This is a genomic window from Flavobacterium commune, assembly GCF_001857965.1.
In the GTDB taxonomy this organism is placed as follows: Bacteria; Bacteroidota; Bacteroidia; order Flavobacteriales; family Flavobacteriaceae; genus Flavobacterium; species Flavobacterium commune.
The window spans coordinates 3582647-3599758 of sequence record NZ_CP017774.1 but is presented as its reverse complement, the minus strand read 5'-3'; the positions used below and the strand labels follow the sequence as shown (position 1 = coordinate 3599758).

At 34.2% G+C, this 17112-nt stretch carries 14 protein-coding genes; all 14 read right to left on the bottom strand.

What is annotated here, in order from left to right:
• Positions 1-83: 83 nt before the first annotated feature.
• The gene (locus tag BIW12_RS14950) at positions 84-716 is read right to left on the bottom strand and encodes a response regulator (protein WP_071185849.1); all 633 of its coding nucleotides are present in this window, start codon (positions 714-716) and stop codon (positions 84-86) included.
• Positions 713-2368 carry a sensor histidine kinase gene (locus BIW12_RS14945; RefSeq protein ID WP_071185848.1) on the bottom strand — a complete coding sequence of 552 codons (1656 nt, stop codon included), beginning with the start codon at positions 2366-2368 and terminating at the stop codon, positions 713-715. The genes BIW12_RS14950 and BIW12_RS14945 overlap by 4 nt, the downstream gene beginning before the upstream one ends.
• 313 nt (positions 2369-2681) lie before the next feature.
• Positions 2682-3089, bottom strand: a complete 408-nt coding sequence (locus tag BIW12_RS14940; RefSeq protein ID WP_071185847.1) for a hypothetical protein — start codon at positions 3087-3089, stop codon at positions 2682-2684.
• A gap of 641 nt (positions 3090-3730) precedes the next feature.
• Positions 3731-5077, bottom strand: coding sequence for a hypothetical protein (locus BIW12_RS14935; RefSeq protein WP_071185846.1), 1347 nt, complete (start codon positions 5075-5077; stop codon positions 3731-3733).
• Positions 5064-6797: an IPT/TIG domain-containing protein gene (locus BIW12_RS14930; protein WP_157499561.1), complete on the bottom strand. Its 1734-nt coding sequence runs from the start codon at positions 6795-6797 to the stop codon at positions 5064-5066. The genes BIW12_RS14935 and BIW12_RS14930 overlap by 14 nt, the downstream gene beginning before the upstream one ends.
• A gap of 95 nt (positions 6798-6892) precedes the next feature.
• Positions 6893-8389, bottom strand: a complete 1497-nt coding sequence (locus BIW12_RS14925) for an FGGY family carbohydrate kinase (protein ID WP_071185844.1) — start codon at positions 8387-8389, stop codon at positions 6893-6895.
• Between the two features lie 156 nt (positions 8390-8545).
• Entirely contained in the window at positions 8546-9520 is a 975-nt protein-coding gene (locus BIW12_RS14920; protein ID WP_071185843.1) for an ABC transporter permease, read from the bottom strand.
• A gap of 2 nt (positions 9521-9522) precedes the next feature.
• Positions 9523-11013 carry a sugar ABC transporter ATP-binding protein gene (locus BIW12_RS14915; protein WP_071185842.1) on the bottom strand — a complete coding sequence of 497 codons (1491 nt, stop codon included), beginning with the start codon at positions 11011-11013 and terminating at the stop codon, positions 9523-9525.
• A 1-nt stretch (position 11014) separates the two neighbouring features.
• Positions 11015-11629, bottom strand: coding sequence for a DUF2291 domain-containing protein (locus BIW12_RS14910; protein ID WP_071185841.1), 615 nt, complete (start codon positions 11627-11629; stop codon positions 11015-11017).
• A 2-nt stretch (positions 11630-11631) separates the two neighbouring features.
• Positions 11632-12552, bottom strand: coding sequence for a D-ribose ABC transporter substrate-binding protein (locus tag BIW12_RS14905; protein ID WP_071185840.1), 921 nt, complete (start codon positions 12550-12552; stop codon positions 11632-11634).
• Complete coding sequence (locus BIW12_RS14900; protein WP_071185839.1) at positions 12549-13508, bottom strand: transketolase family protein; 960 nt, start codon at positions 13506-13508, stop codon at positions 12549-12551. The genes BIW12_RS14905 and BIW12_RS14900 overlap by 4 nt, the downstream gene beginning before the upstream one ends.
• Positions 13508-14347 carry a transketolase gene (locus tag BIW12_RS14895; protein WP_071185838.1) on the bottom strand — a complete coding sequence of 280 codons (840 nt, stop codon included), beginning with the start codon at positions 14345-14347 and terminating at the stop codon, positions 13508-13510. Before BIW12_RS14895 ends, BIW12_RS14900 begins: the two co-directional genes overlap by 1 nt.
• Positions 14348-14357: 10 nt before the next feature.
• The gene (locus BIW12_RS14890) at positions 14358-15761 is read right to left on the bottom strand and encodes an L-fucose/L-arabinose isomerase family protein (protein WP_071185837.1); all 1404 of its coding nucleotides are present in this window, start codon (positions 15759-15761) and stop codon (positions 14358-14360) included.
• Positions 15762-15799: 38 nt separating this feature from the next.
• Positions 15800-16561, bottom strand: coding sequence for a DeoR/GlpR family DNA-binding transcription regulator (locus BIW12_RS14885; RefSeq protein ID WP_071185836.1), 762 nt, complete (start codon positions 16559-16561; stop codon positions 15800-15802).
• Positions 16562-17112 lie beyond the last annotated feature (551 nt).

Here is a 17112-nt window from a genome sequence, read left to right as displayed (position 1 = left end):
TTTTTTATAAATTTACAATCAGTAATAGGGTTTTAGTATTATGTGAATTTACCCAATTTGCATCCGTATTTATACGGATATTTTTATACTAAATTCATTTTTGTTGCTTTTTTAATGAGTTCGGCGGTATTTTTTACTTCTAACTTTTTTAAAACATTGGCACGATGAGTTTCTATGGTGCGGGAACTTACAAATAGTTTAGTAGCAATTTCTTTAGTTGTTAACCCCTTAGCAATTAATCCTAAAACTTCGGTTTCCTTATTGGATAAAACATTTTCACTGATGCTTTGTGTTGACATAAAGTTTATCATTTTTTCAGAAATTTCAGCACTAAAATATTTTTTTCCATTATAAACGCTCCTTATTGCAAGGATTAATTCGGCTTCATCTGTGTTTTTTAATAGATATCCGAAAGCACCCATTTTAGCGCATTTTGCAATGTAATTTCCATCATTGTGCATCGAAATTACAATAGGTTTTATATCAGAATTTAAGGTTTTTAATTCTTTTAAAACCTGAAAACCATCCATTTTGGGCATAGTAATGTCCAGTAATACAATATCAGCCTCTAATTGGCTGTTGATAAGCTCCATAAATTCAATGCCATCCCCAACACTTTTAACTATTTTTATATCGTCATGTTTTCTTAACAGTTCTGCAAGTCCGTTTCTAAAAAGCTCATGATCATCAGCTATTATTAATTTGATTTCGTTCATAATTCTACGGGTAATTCAATTTCAAAAGTTGTATTTCCGGGATTTGCATTGATGGTAATTGTACCATTGCAAATTTCTACACGTTCTTTGATGTTAGTAATTCCTAAACCTAATTTAACAGTTTTGATATCAAAACCAATACCATCATCAAAATAAAAAAGAGAAATAAATTCATCAAATTCCGAAAGTGTAATCCTGATATTTTTTGCATTAGCATGTTTTAATGAATTATTAATCAGTTCCTGGCTTATTCTAAAAAGATTAATCGCCTGATGGTTTGTAATATTAGAATTTTCCTGTTGGGTTAAATCTTCGTATTGAATAGTTACAGTTGTTGATTTTTTTAGGCTTTCGATAAAGTTGGTTAAGGTAACTCCAATTCCAAAATCATCTATTGAGGCAGGCATCAAGGCATTTGACATCAATCTGATTTCAGCAATGGTGTCGTCCACTATTTTTTTCATTTCTGCTTTTTTCGATTCATTTTGAACCCTATTCTCAATGTAGTGTTTTAATGATGTTAAATAAGGACCTACACCATCATGGAGCTCTCGCGAAAGTCGGCGCCTTTCATCTTCCATACCGTTTACCAGCATCCGTTTGGATAGTATTCGGGTATTTTCTTCATTATTTCTAAACTCTATCAACTTATCTCTCATTGCTAAAAGGCTTTTTCCAAGCAAATCATTAGAACTTTTAGGTTTAAAATCGCTATGTAAATTCATTTTTCCAATATCATCAGAGAATTTTACGGCACCTTGCAAAGAAGCTTTCAAATTGGCCAAGGCGTCAAACATTTCCTTTATTTCCTTCGAATTTTTTATAAATTCATTGGTTTGGTTATAGTCTCCTTCTGCCATAATTCGGAGACTTTTTTGCATATTTTTAATTGGGTTGGTAATAATTCTTGTCAGGAAAAGAGAAAGCATAACAGCCAGTAAAAAAATTCCAAGAGTTAAAGCTGCAAGTCTTTCCTTCAATTCTTTTAACGGAATCGTAACCTCATCCACATCTATTTCAGACAGAATAACCATCTTTAGGTTTCCTACTACTATCAGACTGTACACACTATATACATCAATGCCCCTGTAATCTTCAAAAACACCTCTGCCATTTATACCTTTAAAAGCATTGGTCACGCCTTTGGTTTTCACCACTATAGTGTGAGGAATTTTGTTTGGATAAAAACGAGATTGAGAACGCATTCGGAAATCTTCGCCAACAAGGTAGGATTCGCCACTGTCACCCATTCCTGTACGTTCCAGAAGTATTTTTTTTATTTTGTTGTAATCAAAAATTTTAATCTTCGTACCCTTTTTTGACTGGGCGATAAAACCTATTGTTGTTTTTTTAGCTACATGGTAGGCTGTAAAATCGTAAATTCCATTGTTGTTTTTAATACTATCCGGAAGCTTTAATACGGTAGTGTCAATGTTTTGGTTGTACAATTCGGAAGCTTCAAATCGTTCCCATTCTGATTTTAATACATGTTCAATCTGGTTTTGCTTGAGGGTTTTAATAGAATTTAATTGCAGCAAAATACGATCGTTTAAAACGTTTGAAAACTGTTGGTATGAAGAAAAAGACAATAAAGCAATTACCAATGCAATTAAACTATTAATTATAATCAGTATTAATGTTTTGATGTTCATTAAAATCTATTTTAAAGATAAAGTTGTTTGAATATATCGGATTCAAGTCATAAAGATAACACTAAATTCTTTAAATGTTGGGGAGTTAGAAGATGGAAGTTAAGAGTTGGGAAATACAATTTTCGACCTTAACTTGACCACAAAGTTATCCCGTTGACAAAGGAAGCATCTCGTCAAGTTGCGCTAGTAGTGAATACTCTGCATCGATTTATAAATTTACCACACTAAAGGATTGAGTTTGTCGAATTTTATTTCGTGCAGTAGTGCTACTAAGGTTTGAACATATCTAAAGGAGGGGAATATCTTTAATTTATTATAATTCAATCCTTAAACAGAGTGAAGGTTGTTTTTTAAAAGTGAAACTATTGTCTTGAGGAAGTAGGATATTTTGATTATCAATAGTTAAGGCAACAGCCATTTTTTTATTTTTTGCGGCACTCACAAAGCAAGGAATGCTGGCTAGTGACAAAACACCTCCACCTATAGCAATGTAAGCTCCGGTAAAATCGAAATTCCAAGAGCTTGAGTTTGAATTACTCAATTGTACCAATCCACCAATTGCAGCAATTCCTAAACCAGTTCCCAGTACTATCCATCCTGTTTTTTTTTGCTTTTTACTTTTTTCTAAATAGTATTCTTTCGAAAATGTTGTAGTTTGTGTTTGACAAAAAGAATTTACAATGAAAAACAACATTGAAAGAGATAATGTAATTTTTTTCATGACCTAAATATTTGTTGCCTACTCTTTCAATATGCAGTTTTCGGCTACTCTGGTGGATTCATTTTTTTTGATATTAAATGATTTTGTATTCTAGCATTAAATTAATGAAAATATCGATACAGAACTGTTTTTGAATTAATTAAGTTGTTGATTTTTAGTGTGTTTTTGTTTAGTATGTTTCTTGAGTTAACGTATCACCGGGTGGGCTAATTTTATTAGTTTCTGGGAATTATTAGAACTAAAATGTTGGGACAATTGCTTTCATCGAGTTAAAAAAGAAACTATTCCCGCAATCTTGTCTTTCCGACGAAGGAGGAATCTCCGTAAGTAACTCGACAAAGTAATTTAGATTACATTTTTTACTCACTGTTGCGGGCACGGAAAACATTTCCAGACTATCGTTGCATGAATATATCTGTGCGGTCGAGGATTCATTTTTCAGTCCAATAAGCAACATGTTCCATCATTATGGCTCTTCCTTCATTTGTCATGGTCATCGAAAGTCAGGGGCGGCAAAGGTTTAAATAAACAGCATAGAATTGTTTTTCCTTAGGTTTATTTATAAGATTATGTTGTTTGTTGTTAATTTCCCTTTTTTATTTTGTTCAGTAGCTGGGAAAAATAACAATCATTTTTTTATTTCAATTAATAGTTTCTATTGCACATTCTATATTAAAGTTGAAATAATAACCATATCCAAAACTCCAATAAGAAATAGGTTCGTAACTTCCGATGACTTTCAAATCATTATCTGTTTTCATTGGAAAAAGTGGAAATAATTTTGTATCAATAATATCAATTAGTTCATACTTAGAGTTGAAAACATGGATTTTTTTTTCTGCTTGTACACAAGCATAAATAGTATCATTTGAATCAAAAGCAAATTGAAAATAGCGTTTTCCAGTAATGTCACTTAAACTTTTTTCTATATTCATATCAGAAATATTAAAGACACAACCATTTATGGATGTTATAAATTTGGATTTACTGGAGTTCCAGGAAAATATATTGGGATCAACAGAATATGTTTTAGTTGGATTTCTGGGGAAATTATAAAAGGTTGGCCAGCAATCTAAATTATTACAAGTATTTGGTGAAAAACCAAAAAGTTTTGCATCATATCCAATTTGTGAATATAAAAACAGAAAAATATCATTACCCAAGTATTCTGAATAATCCATTGAAGTAACGAGTCCTACTTTATTATTTCCCCCTGTAGAAATATTATAAAAATTCCAAGTTTCTTCATCCTGATAATAAATACGATTACCTGAAATGGCAAATGCATTTAGATTGTCTGAAATTAAAGTAGAATAAGTTCCAATAGTGTTATAATTATCGGCATTTAACCTGAAAACCTTACCTTTAGTATCTGCGATATAAATTTCATTGGTGTTTATTATTTGAAATCGATTATTTAAAAGATTTCCATTATCAAATGTTTTTGTGTATTCAAAGTTGTTTTTGCTACTGTTATACTTATATAGATACCCATTCCCTTTTTTGTCCAAAATATGGAAAATATTTGTTTGTATTGGATCTTTTTGTACTTGGAAAGGAACATTAGTGAATGATATAATTTGTCTAGTGAATTTTTTTTCTTCACTTTCTAAATTTAAAAACTGTATAGGAGTAGTTCTTTCGTCTCTGTAATTAATTCTTATTTTGTATGAGACTTCTTTTTTATAAGGTACATCATAGTCTGTAAATGTCGTTTCGTTGGAAGGTAAATTTGCAATACGCTTTTCACTAACAAAATCGGTTTCCTGATTCTTATCCAATCTATAGATGCATAAATCTTCAATAATTAATCCTTTTGGTTTAATTGTTTCCCATTCAATTTTGACCTGATTATTTGAAGATTCAAAATTAGTAATAGTTAGTTCTAATGGCGAATCATCAATGTCATCATCATTATTGGAACTACAACTTAGAATAATAAATAAGAAGAAAGTGTAAAATGTATATTTTAGTTTAAAGCAATCCATTTAAAATTTGTTTACTTATTTTTTGGGTATAAATAGTGTTTTGATAATACATAGACCAACTATTTCTTAAATAATAAACCTCATTATTTAATGTGAAGAAATTATTGCTATATCCGGTTAAATTTAAAATGTCTACTGCCACATATTTATTTGTTTTTGTATTATAGAGATAATCATAGGAACTTTTGACAATAATATTATTTCCGTATTGAAAACTGAGTGCATAAGGGGTTTTGGTAACACTCAGGTTTGGACTTATTTTAAATGTTGAGTAGTTCAATCCATAAGAGATATAAATATCTTCTCCAATGAATACATAGTCGATAGGGGTAGTAACAGCATGTTCACTAGTAAGAGGCAGCTCAGATAAAACTGAAGATGACAGTTCTCTCCAAGTGTTATCAAGTTTTGAATATTCATATTTTTTATTACGAACAGTTGTTGAGGTACTGGTTCTGTCTAATCCACTATATAAATAGAGTTTATCATGAAAGGCAAAGAGGAGAGGAGCTACAATTTTATTGTTAGGTAAATCTATTGCAGTCTCTTTGTTTGTATCCATATTAAATTTTGATAGACTATAAGATTGACTATTACCTTCTAATTTGTAAAAGTAAACGGTGTTGTTCCCATCATAAACAGCATTAACTATATGTCCGGTGTAATGAAATGTTGATATTTGTTTCCATTTTTCAGTGACAGGGGAAAATTCAAGAAAAGTATAATAACGTTCAAATTCATCAGTTCCAGGAATGGTATATGAAAAAGTATATGCTTTATTATTATGAATGAAAATGTTGAATTCAGTTTGTGCATTGTCGATATGGTCAACTAAAATAAAATTGTTTAAAATTTTTATGTTACAATCATAACTTGTTGTTAATCCTGCAGTTTTGTAAGTGATATTAGTAACAAAAAAATCTTTGTATGGTCCTGGAGGAATAGTGATTCCAATTATGTTGTTGGTACTAGCAGAAAAATAACATGGAATACCATTTACAAATACTTCGCCAAATTCGCTATTAGGATTCACGTTTTCTATATTGACATCAAGAGTTTGTTGCAACCAAACTTGGTTAAGCTGCGTTCCTTTAATAATTGGATTTTTTAAGACTAAAGGCAGAGTAGAAGATGCTTCCTGAAGTTGGGATTGAACTTTTATTTCCAGATTTGCAGTAGTAAGTTTAGTAGGAATCATTATTTCAACTTTATTGAAGTCGGTATTTTGAATTTGAGCAATTTCATTATTCACCAATACCTTTATTAAGTTTCTATTGGTGTCAAAGTTTTCCCCATATATGGTAAGGGTTTCATTAAATGAAATATTCTCACTGCTATATTTAGTAATTACAGGTTTTTTTAATGTAAAGGTTGAACTTAATATCGTTTTATTTTCATTTAAATCAATAATCTTAAGAGTTGGGTTATAACGTTTAATAGATGTTGGTACTATTACCATAATTTCATTATCAGCTGTATATTTTACATCTGCTTCTTCCAAATCGAAAAAGACCTGGATTTTACCAATTTCCATATTCTCTATTTGAATGGATATAGGCTGACCTAATAAACCGGATTCCGGAAAGTTTTTTAAAGTAGGGGGAACATAATCCGGATCATTATCAGAATTATTGCAGGAAATCATTAAAAAGCTTAGTCCTAGAAAAAAGAAAAATATTTTTTTAAAGATAGTATTTTTTAGATAAGATAGTTTTAGCATAAAAATGAATTTCAGATGTAGCTAAAGTAGTATTTTTTTATCTAAAAAAATTGGAATCGCATCATTTTTCTTAAAAATTTCCAAAAGTTGATTTTCTAAGTAACTATTTTTTCTTTCCACCCCAAATACCCATTTCTTGGCAAATCATTGTCTGAATCTGCTAAAACCTGATCGGTTTGACTTTTATTAATTGCCGAAAGTTGCTCAATACTGCTGTAAACACCACTTTTAAGACCGGATAAATAAGCGGCTCCCAAAGCGGAAACGTCAGGATTTCGTTGCTTGTTCAGGGGAATTCCCAATAAATCGGCCAGAAAGTGAATGACAAATTTGTTTTGAGTCATACCGCCGTTTACCGAAATGGATTTTATTGTGGCCTGCATGTCTTTAGCCATAGCTTCCACCACATCTTTTATTTGGTACGGAATACTTTCTAAAGCTGCCCTGACAATATGATTTTTAGTGGTGCCAAAAGTCATCCCTTCAATCGATGCTTTTCGGCTCATTTGCCAATGTGGTGCACCCAGTCCGCTAAAAGCAGGAATCAGATAAATACCTGCATTGTCCGGAATGGCTTTTGCCATAGCTTCGGTTTCAGCAGCAGAGGAGAACAATTGCAATTCGTTTTTCAACCATTCGATAGTGGAACCACAGGAAACAATAGCGCCTTCCAGCGCATAATCTACGCGGTTTTCGGTACTCCAGCAAATGGTGGTCAACATTCCGGAATTGGATAAAATGGCTTTGTCGCCAATGTTCATCATTATCGAACTTCCTGTTCCCAGAGTGACTTTGGCAGTACCTTTTTCGAAACAACCTTCTCCAAAAGTCGCCGCATGCGAATCGCCAATTAAAGAAGTAATTGGGATAGAAAGCGGGATTTTATTGTCCAAAAATTGTCCAAAATCAACCATTCCAAAATTATGTGAAGAAGGGCAGGGTTGAGGTAAATTCAAGTTGGATAATCCCCAGGTTTCTAAAATTTCAGCATCCCATTGTAACGTATGAATATTGAAAAGTAAGGTTCGGGAAGCATTGGTGTAATCGGTTTTGAAATGGGTTCCATTGGTCAATTTGTACAAAAGCCAGCAATCTACCGTTCCAAAATATACTTCGCCTTTGGTTACTTTTTCTTTTAATTTCGCATCATTTTCCAGTAGCCAAAGCAATTTGGTACCCGAAAAATAAGGATCTAATAATAAACCTGTTTTTAGTTTGATAAAATCATTCTGCCCTTTTTTGATTAAATCAGTGCAAATGGAAATAGAACGTTTACAGGCCCAAACTACGGCTGGAGCCAATGCATTTCCATCTTTGTCCCAAAGGATAAAAGTTTCTCTTTGATTGCTGATACCACAGGAAACAATGTCTGAAACAGCCAGCCCTTTTTTTGTAAAATCATTTAGGCATTCAGTTACGGAGTCGAGTACATTTTGGAAAATATCCTCAGGATTTTGTTCCACAAAACCATTGTCAAAATAATTCGTTTTTAAATCAACGCTGCCTTTAGCCGCAGCCTGTCCTGATTCGTCAAAAAGTATGGTTTTGGTACTGCTGGTACCCTGGTCTATGGCAAGAATATATTTTTTCATTTTTTAGTGTAAAATTTGTCTTTTAAAAGCTCAGTTGAATAATAAACAACTTTTAAAAGAGAAACATTAAATAGAATTTTTTTCACCATTAAGAAATTAAGGAGCATTAAGTCTTAATTATCTTAATTTCTTAATGGTGAAAAAAGAATTAATATTTTATTTATTTTTCTGATTCATTTTATCAATAATTACCGCCAATAAAATAACGATACCTTTTACCACTTGCTGCCAAAAAGGCGAAACGTCCAGTAAAACTAATCCGTTGTTTAAAACTCCAATAATTATCGCACCAATCACGGTTCCGGCAACGGTACCCACACCACCTGATAGCGAAGTTCCTCCAATAACTACGGCTGCAATAGAATCCAGTTCGTAACTCATACCGGCATTAGGTTGTGCCGAATTTAGTCTCGAAGTGACTAAAACACCACCCACAGCCGCCATCATTCCGGCAATTCCATAAACTGCTAATTTGATTTTATTAATGCTGATTCCTGATAAAAATGCTGCTTTTTCATTTCCTCCAATGGCATAAATGTATCTGCCAAAAGTGGTTTTTTTAGTTAAGAAAACGACAATTAAGACCATGAACAGCGATATCCAAACCGGTACCGGAATTCCTAAAATCCAACCCGAACCAATAAACTCAAATTCAGGACCTAAATTAGAAATGGGAATACCTTCGGTATAAAGCATTGTTAATCCACGTGCAATTGTTAACATTGCCAGTGTTGCCACAAAAGGAGGAATGGCGAATTTGGTAATCACCCAACCGTTGAAAAGCCCCAAGGCCATTCCGATAAGTATGGCTGCTAAAATGGCTCCTAAAACGCTAAATCCTACAAATAAATCCATGGATTCAAAGGAGAGTCCGCTTTTTAATAAACCGGCACATATTGCTGCGGTAAGCCCCAATACTGAACCTACTGAAAGATCGATTCCTGCCATTAAAACTACCAATGTCATTCCGACAGAAATGCAAACATTAACAGAGATTTGTCTCAATACATTCCAAAGGTTAGTGCTTGTCATGAATTTATCAGACAACAGGCTGATAAATAAACACAAAAGAAACAACGCAATTAAGGATTGCGATTTTTTGATAATAGGGTGGTTTAAGGAAATAGTCATAATTATTCAGGTAAGGCTGATTTTAATAATTTATCTTCATTGGCTTCTGCGGCTAAATAGGAAGCTTTAATCTTCCCTTCGGCCATCACTAAAATTCGATCCGAAAGCGCTAGTATTTCGGGAATTTCAGAAGAAACTAAAATGATACTCATTTGGTTGGTTGCGAGCTCTTTTATTAGATTGTAAATTTCATTTTTGGCATTGATATCGATTCCACGGGTAGGCTCATCCATCATTAAAATTTGAGGATTGGTTGCGAGCCATTTGGCTAAAACTACTTTTTGTTGATTTCCACCACTTAAATTTTGGCACAATTGCATTTCAGATGGCGTTTTGATGCGTAACTTTTCGATATAATCTTTCGAAGAAGCCTTGTCTTTTGAAGGACTTAAAAGTCCAAACGTAGGCAGATTAGTCAGGCTGATATTAGACGAAATATCCATGCCTAAAACCAATCCTTCGGTTTTACGATCTTCGGTTACAAAAGCCAATCTATTTCCAATAGCATCTTTTGGCTTTTTGTGGAAAGTGCTTTTTCCATCAATTTCTAAATGATATTCGCTATTTGAAGGATGCATTCCGAATATAGTTTCCAAAAGTTCAGTTCTGCCAGCTCCCATCAAACCAAAGATGCCCAGAATTTCTCCCTTTTTTAATTCGAAAGAAATATCGTGAAGGAGTTTTCTTTTCTTATTGCCGGGATGGATCAGGTTTAGATTTTCTACTTTCAGAATGGTATTTTCGAATTGATTTTCGGTGTTTTTTTTCTCGATAAGCACATCACGACCTACCATTTTTCGAATTAATTCCTGCTCGGTGGTGTTTTTCATTTCCCCGGCATCAATGCTGTTTCCGTCTCTTAAAACGGTATAGTTTTCAGCAATTTTGAATAATTCATCCATTTTATGAGAAATGTAAACAATGGTTTTGCCTTCCGCTTTTAGCTCATAAATAATACGGTGTAAGTTGTCTATTTCTTTGTCACTTAAGGCAGAAGTAGGCTCGTCCATCAAAATAACATCGGCATTACAAAGTAACGCTTTTGCAATTTCAACTAACTGTTGTTCTCCTACTTTTAGTTGTTGTACCAAGGTTTTAGGACTAACGTTCAATTGAATTTTTTCAAAAATGCGCGTGGCTTCTGCTTCCATTTTTGAGGAATCTAAAAGTCCGAATGAAGTTTTAATTTCTCTTCCTAAAAATAAATTTTCGGTTACACTAAGCTCCGGAATTAAGTTTAATTCCTGATGAATAATGGCAATTCCCGCATTTTGAGCTTCTTTAATATTCGAAAACGTAACGGTTTCACCATTTAATTGAATCTCACCATCGTATTGGGTGTAAACGCCTGTCAAAATTTTTAACAAGGTCGATTTTCCCGCACCGTTTTCTCCCAATATGGCATTGACTTTGGCAGGATAAAATTTAAAATTTACCTGATTGAGTGCTTTTACGCCCGGGAATTCTTTGGATATGTTAATTGCTTCTAACAATTTACTGAAGTTTAATTTGTGATGGAATAATTAAAAGATCGGTAAACAAAGTTTGTTTTTTGCTTAGTTTGATGGCTCCTGAAAATGAAACGCTATCGCCAATTTGTACTTTTTTAATTTCTTTTGGGATGACTTCATTTCGAACAATATCGTTCAACGATTCTGACACTTTGTTAAATTGAGCATTGGTTTTAAAATCAGTCAGTTTCACTAAACCTGAAGCATCTCGCAATGCATTTCCAAAAATGTATTTGGTGTCAATGTAAACCACACCATTTTTCTCGTCGGCAATAGTGTAAATTCCGTCTTTGATATCAATGATTTTTCCGGTGCTTTGAATCATAAAATAAGCCGAATTTCCTATTCCAAGTCGGTTTCCATATTTTTTGAAAGCAGCTTCCTGATTGGTTTTTACCGAAGAAATCAAATTGGTTAAAGCAATCGTTTTTTTGCTTTTCAAAATACCTTTATAGTAAATCGAATCGGCGTAAGCTTTAAAATCGAAATTTTCCTTTTTGGCATTTTTCACATCACTCAGTTTTTTGAAATAAACCGAATTGTATCCTAAAATGGCGATTATTACAAAAGCTAAAATATATACATACTTTTTTTTCATCTTTAGTAGTCTTTAATGTTTGCTGCATTTACTAATTCGACTTCTACAGGAACCCTTTGAGGAAATACTTTTCTCCCTTTAAAATACTCATCGGCATATTGGGCAGCTGTTTGAGCCATCACTTTAGGAAATTGCATGCCTGTAGCTATAATTTTCTTTTCCCGAATTTTTTCAATGACATCACCTGCACCATCAAATCCAAAAATTTTAACTTTGGTTTCCTTTCCTGCCGCTTGTAAGGCTTGAAAAGCACCCATTGCCATCGCATCATTGCCGCAAAAAACACCGTCAATATCAGGGTTAGCCTGCAGGATTGTTTCTAAAACTTCCATGGCCTTATTTCGATCGAAATCGCCACTTTGTTGGGCTACCATTTTTAAATTAGGGAATTTATCCACAACCGAATGGAATCCTCCTGAGCGCGCCCAGGTGTTATTGTCGCCTACTAAACCTAAGATTTCAACATACTTTCCTTTTTCTTTTAATTCTTTTACAAATTCGATTCCGATAGAAACACAACCTGAATAGTTGTCCGAAAGAATCTGGCTTGTAGCTGCATCGTCGGCATTTACTTCTCTATCCATGCAAAACACCGGAATTCCCGCTGTTTTAGCTTTTAAAATATTCGAAATAGAACCGTCAGAATCAGTTGGATTTAAAAGAATGGCATCATAACCCGAAGAGATGAGGTTTTCAAAATTATCCGATTCGATAGCAGGGTTGTTTTGCGAATCAAATATTTTGGCTTCATATCCTAGTTTTTTGGCGTTTTCAGCAGCTGATTCCGCCAGCATCACAAACCAGGGATTGTTTAAGGTGGAAACCACAACTGCAATTTTAGGCTTTTCGGACTTCTCTTTCGAGGAACATCCAAAAACTAAAACCAATGTTAGCAGCACTAAGGAAAGGTGTTTTATCTTCATAGGTTGATTGTATTTAAAGCAGTATTTTTTAATCCTTCGGCTGAAATACCATAATGATTGAAAATTTCGATTTGCGAACCTGAAACGGTGTGATCATCAGGTAATCCTACGATTTTGAATTTATTAGTGCATCCGTTTTGGAATAATAAGGAAGCTACGGCTTCGCCTAATCCGCCATTGATAGAATGTTCTTCAACGGTAATAATGGCTTTTCCATTGGCAGCAGAAGCCAATAATAATTCAGTATCCAAAGGTTTAATGGTGTGTAAACTGATTATTTTGCAAGAAATATTATGTTCTTTTTCCAGTAGTTTGGCTGCTTCAACACAGGGTAGTACCGCTTCACCAGTAGCAATAAAAGTCAAATCGTTTCCTTCCTGAATAACACGTCCTTTACCAATTTTAAAATCAGCATTTAAGTCTGATTGTAAATTGGCAGGCATTGTTTTTTTACCAAAACGCAGGTAAATAGGGCTAGTCATTTCGGCTGCTTGTTTGATGGCTTCGGCAGTTTCAAAATTATCTGCAGGCGCTACAATGGTAATGTTATTGATGGCTCTCAGCACCGCATAATCGTGTAAACTATGGTGTGTGGTTCCCAATGCGCCATAACTTACCCCGGCACTAATACCAATTAGTTTTACGGGATTGTCTGAATAAGCCACATCATTTTTAATTTGTTCCAATGCTCGTGCCGTAAGGAAACAGGCTGGAGAAACGGCAAAAGCTTTTTTACCCATACTGGCTAATCCAGTGGCAACGCCTACCAGGTTTTGCTCGGCAATACCCACTTCAACAATTTGTTCGGGATATTTTTGTCCAAAAGGGACTAACTTTCCTGAACCACGAGAATCACTCGTAACCACCATAATATCTCTGTCGGTTGCGGCTAATGACTGAAGAACTTCAGAAAAGACTTCGAGGTTAGCGGCATCAATTGTTTTTATTTCTTCCATTATTTTGAGACAGTTTCAAGTTCTTGTAATTGTTTGTCTAACTCTTCTATAGCCATATCGTATTGTTCTTTTGAAGGAACGCCATGATGCCATTTCAATACGTTTTCCATGTAGCTGATTCCTTTTCCTTTGATGGTATGTGCTATGATAAAGGTTGGTTTCCCTTTTTCTAACGGTAGTCCTCTGAAGGTTTCCAAAAGCTTTTCAATATTATGCCCATCCACATGTTTTACTGCCCATCCAAAGGCTTCTAATTTTTGATCAATGGGTTCTAAGCCCATCACATCTTCATTGGCAGCTGTGATTTGCAATTTGTTGTAATCCAAAATAGCACATAGATTATCCAGTTTATAATGAGCAGCAAACATCATCGCTTCCCAATTAGAACCTTCGGCCATTTCTCCGTCACCTAGAATTGTAAATACTTTTGTTGGTGAATTGTCTTTTTTGGCAGCCAAAGCAGCTCCGGCACAAATAGGCAAACCGTGTCCTAATCCACCGGTATTTTGTTCAATACCGGGAATGGCTTTGGTTGGATGTCCTATGTAAGGCGAGTTGTATTGGCAAAGTGTCAATAAATCTTCTTCAGGAAAAAAACCTTTGTCGGCCAAAACAACGTACAATGCTTCCACACAATGTCCTTTACTCTGGATGAATCGGTCTCTGGTATTAGAATCGAAATTCTCTGGAGAAACGTTCATTACATCATTGTACAATACATTCAGAATGTCTAAAATAGAAAGACTTCCACCAGTGTGACCTGCTTTGGCATTGAAGATGTATTTGAGAATTTTTTTTCTACTCTCAATGGATTTTCGTTTTAAATTTTCGATGTGCATCTTGATTCTTTTAGTGTTTGTAAACTTCCCAGCCCATGTAGTTTCCTAAGGCTTCTTCTAAGATTGCTGCTGTTTTTGAAGCATTCATCACCACGTGGTGTTCAAATCCGTTTTTACAAACGTATTGCATTAGTCCTTGCAAATCAGGAATTTGAGCAACGGCTCTGTTTCCGAAAGTTTCTAAGGTATCGTTTGTCAGTTCGCCTTCGCCAATGTAAACCTTAATGATTCCTTTAGGGTCATCGGTACTAATTCTACCATAAGTAAGCGGCATAGCAGGAGTTCTTCCGTCTAAGGCTCCATAAGTATTTTCTACACCCACAGTTGTTCCTAAGATAGGAGCGGTGCTCAATTGAATGTCCGGCAGGAATGATTTTGCCCAGTTTCCACAGTGGAATAAAACACATTTTTCAGGATCGTCAGCATAGTTATTATTCCAGTCTACCAATGCACTTGGAGAACCCGAAGCCAACTGCATCGCATACATACTCAAGGTTCCTGTTACGTCAACTTCACAGGCACTTGGAAGCATGTTTTCACTCATGATACTCATGCTGGTACATACATTGCAACCGTAATTTTGTTGTAATGAAGTCCAACATTGAATAGCAGTAGCGTCTAAGGCATATTCTTCCATGAAATCTTTCAATACCACATCTAATTTTGCAATTTGAAGCATCGCTTCGTTAGGTGTTTTTCCTTGTGCAACATAAGCGTTGATGGATTCCAAATGCTTTTTGACAGCCGGGGTATCAGCCGTTAATTTGTTAGCTTTACCTAAAATTTCAGATAAATCTACCGTAGTAACCGTGATGCCGTTTCTTTGTAATATTTTTTCAGAATAACGAACGGTGTTAAAAGCACCCGGTCTTGCACCGATAGCTCCAATACGCACATTACGCATTCCTTTTACCACTCGGCAAACAGCAGTAAAGTCTAATAAATCTTTTTGGAAAATAGGATCCGACGGACTCATTACGTGCTGAGATGTCAACGAATATTTGATGCCGTATTGGTATAAGTTGTTGCAAACCGAGATTTTTCCGCACCAGGAATCACGTCTGTTGACCACATTCATTTTTGTCAACTCATCAGGGTAAGCCTGAATTAAAACAGGAACATTTAAGTTGGCTAACTTTAAGGTGTCAGCAACTCCTTTTTCGTCACCAAAATTAGGTAGCAATACCAAGACCCCCATAATTTCATCCTGATGTTTTTTGAATAATTCAGCACATTTTTGTGCTTCTTTATAAGTTTCTACACCGCCTAGTTTTGTATCTGTACTGTCTAATAAAATAGGTTTGATGTTTAATTTAGCAAAAACTTCAATGATTTCAAATCTCGCTTTTTCTACTAAACTGTCCGGGAAAAAATCTCTGTTTCCTATGATTACTCCTAATGTTGATGTTGCCATTTTCTTTGCTTTTTTTATGTTTTTTTGTGTTTTGTCTTTTATGCTACTATAACTTCAATTTCGTTATCTCTAAATACTTCTTTGTGTTTTTCTTCAATTCCATTATCGGTAATGATGTAATCAATTAAGGATAAGGCGCCTAAACTGGCTAAAGCACTTTTGCCAATTTTGGTGCTGTCTGCCACTAGGTAAGTAACTTCGGCAGCGTCAATCATGGCTTTTTTTACCACTAAATCACTAATACTAGGATAGGTAAGTCCTGATTTTAGTGAGATTCCCGCAGTGGCTAAAAATAGTTTTTGAACGTTTAAGCCTTTGAAGAAATCGGCGGCTTTTTGACCTGTTAATGATAAAGTAGGTGGTTTAAATTCGCCTCCGGTCATTATAACCTCGATATCTTGTTCAGTGCCAAGTAATAAAGCAATGTTTAAGGCGTTAGTAATGACCGTTAAGTTTTTGAATCCTTTTAATTTTTTTGCGATTTCGGTGGTTGTGGAACCGGAATCCAGGATAATGGTGTCTCCATTTTCGATAAATTCGAGACATTTTTGGGCAATAGCCGATTTTAGTTCCAAGTTTTCCTGACGAATCAGCGAAAAGCTTCTTACCTGATCGGCAACGTTTTTTATACTTGCTCCTCCGTGTTCTTTGATGATAAGATCTTCGCTTTCCAGTTTTTCAAGATCCTGACGTATAGTGACTTCGGTAACTTTAAATAAGCGGGCTAAATCGATAACTTTTGCAAAACCATCTTCTTTTAAAAGGTCGAGTATTTTTTCTCTTCGCTGATTGGGTAACATATTTTTTTATTGTTTTTTGTATTAGTGTTAAAACAAATATAAAAGAAAATAAACGAAAGAAAAAGAAAGTAAACGTTAATTTTAGTTGAATGGGATAAAATTTAAGAAACAATTTAATTATTCGAAAAAATAATTGGGTTTTATTGAGACATTGTTATCCAATAAAAAAGGAATGAACAGTTCGCTTCTGGCGGATTTGATCAAAGTTCTATAGGAATTTTTAGTTTGTAGAGATAATAAGTATGTTTCAAATAAGTACTATCAATATTAATAGATAGAAAAACATTTTCGAGTTAAGATAATTGATAAAATCTGTTGTAGTGTTTTGGAGCTAGGCTTTATTTTTTTAGAGAAATCCATTTCATATTAATCAAAGTATTATTAATTAGCTCTTTGTTCCCCGTAATTACTTTAGTCACGAAATCATTCGAAATTTCATAGATTATATTAGAATCATTTCTCATATATAAACTCATTTCGTCCATTTGATTTATAAAAATAGAATAAACCTCGAATTTTTTTTCAATAGCTTTTTTTTTTCATAAATCGGA

Coding starts and splice junctions, on each gene's coding strand:
- BIW12_RS14950 (WP_071185849.1), bottom strand. CDS start 716: ATGAACGAAATCAAATTAATAATAGCTGATGATCATGAGCTTTTTAGA.
- BIW12_RS14945 (WP_071185848.1), bottom strand. CDS start 2,368: ATGAACATCAAAACATTAATACTGATTATAATTAATAGTTTAATTGCA.
- BIW12_RS14940 (WP_071185847.1), bottom strand. CDS start 3,089: ATGAAAAAAATTACATTATCTCTTTCAATGTTGTTTTTCATTGTAAAT.
- BIW12_RS14935 (WP_071185846.1), bottom strand. CDS start 5,077: ATGGATTGCTTTAAACTAAAATATACATTTTACACTTTCTTCTTATTT.
- BIW12_RS14930 (WP_157499561.1), bottom strand. CDS start 6,797: ATGCTAAAACTATCTTATCTAAAAAATACTATCTTTAAAAAAATATTT.
- BIW12_RS14925 (WP_071185844.1), bottom strand. CDS start 8,389: ATGAAAAAATATATTCTTGCCATAGACCAGGGTACCAGCAGTACCAAA.
- BIW12_RS14920 (WP_071185843.1), bottom strand. CDS start 9,520: ATGACTATTTCCTTAAACCACCCTATTATCAAAAAATCGCAATCCTTA.
- BIW12_RS14910 (WP_071185841.1), bottom strand. CDS start 11,629: ATGAAAAAAAAGTATGTATATATTTTAGCTTTTGTAATAATCGCCATT.
- BIW12_RS14905 (WP_071185840.1), bottom strand. CDS start 12,552: ATGAAGATAAAACACCTTTCCTTAGTGCTGCTAACATTGGTTTTAGTT.
- BIW12_RS14900 (WP_071185839.1), bottom strand. CDS start 13,508: ATGGAAGAAATAAAAACAATTGATGCCGCTAACCTCGAAGTCTTTTCT.
- BIW12_RS14895 (WP_071185838.1), bottom strand. CDS start 14,347: ATGCACATCGAAAATTTAAAACGAAAATCCATTGAGAGTAGAAAAAAA.
- BIW12_RS14890 (WP_071185837.1), bottom strand. CDS start 15,761: ATGGCAACATCAACATTAGGAGTAATCATAGGAAACAGAGATTTTTTC.
- BIW12_RS14885 (WP_071185836.1), bottom strand. CDS start 16,561: ATGTTACCCAATCAGCGAAGAGAAAAAATACTCGACCTTTTAAAAGAA.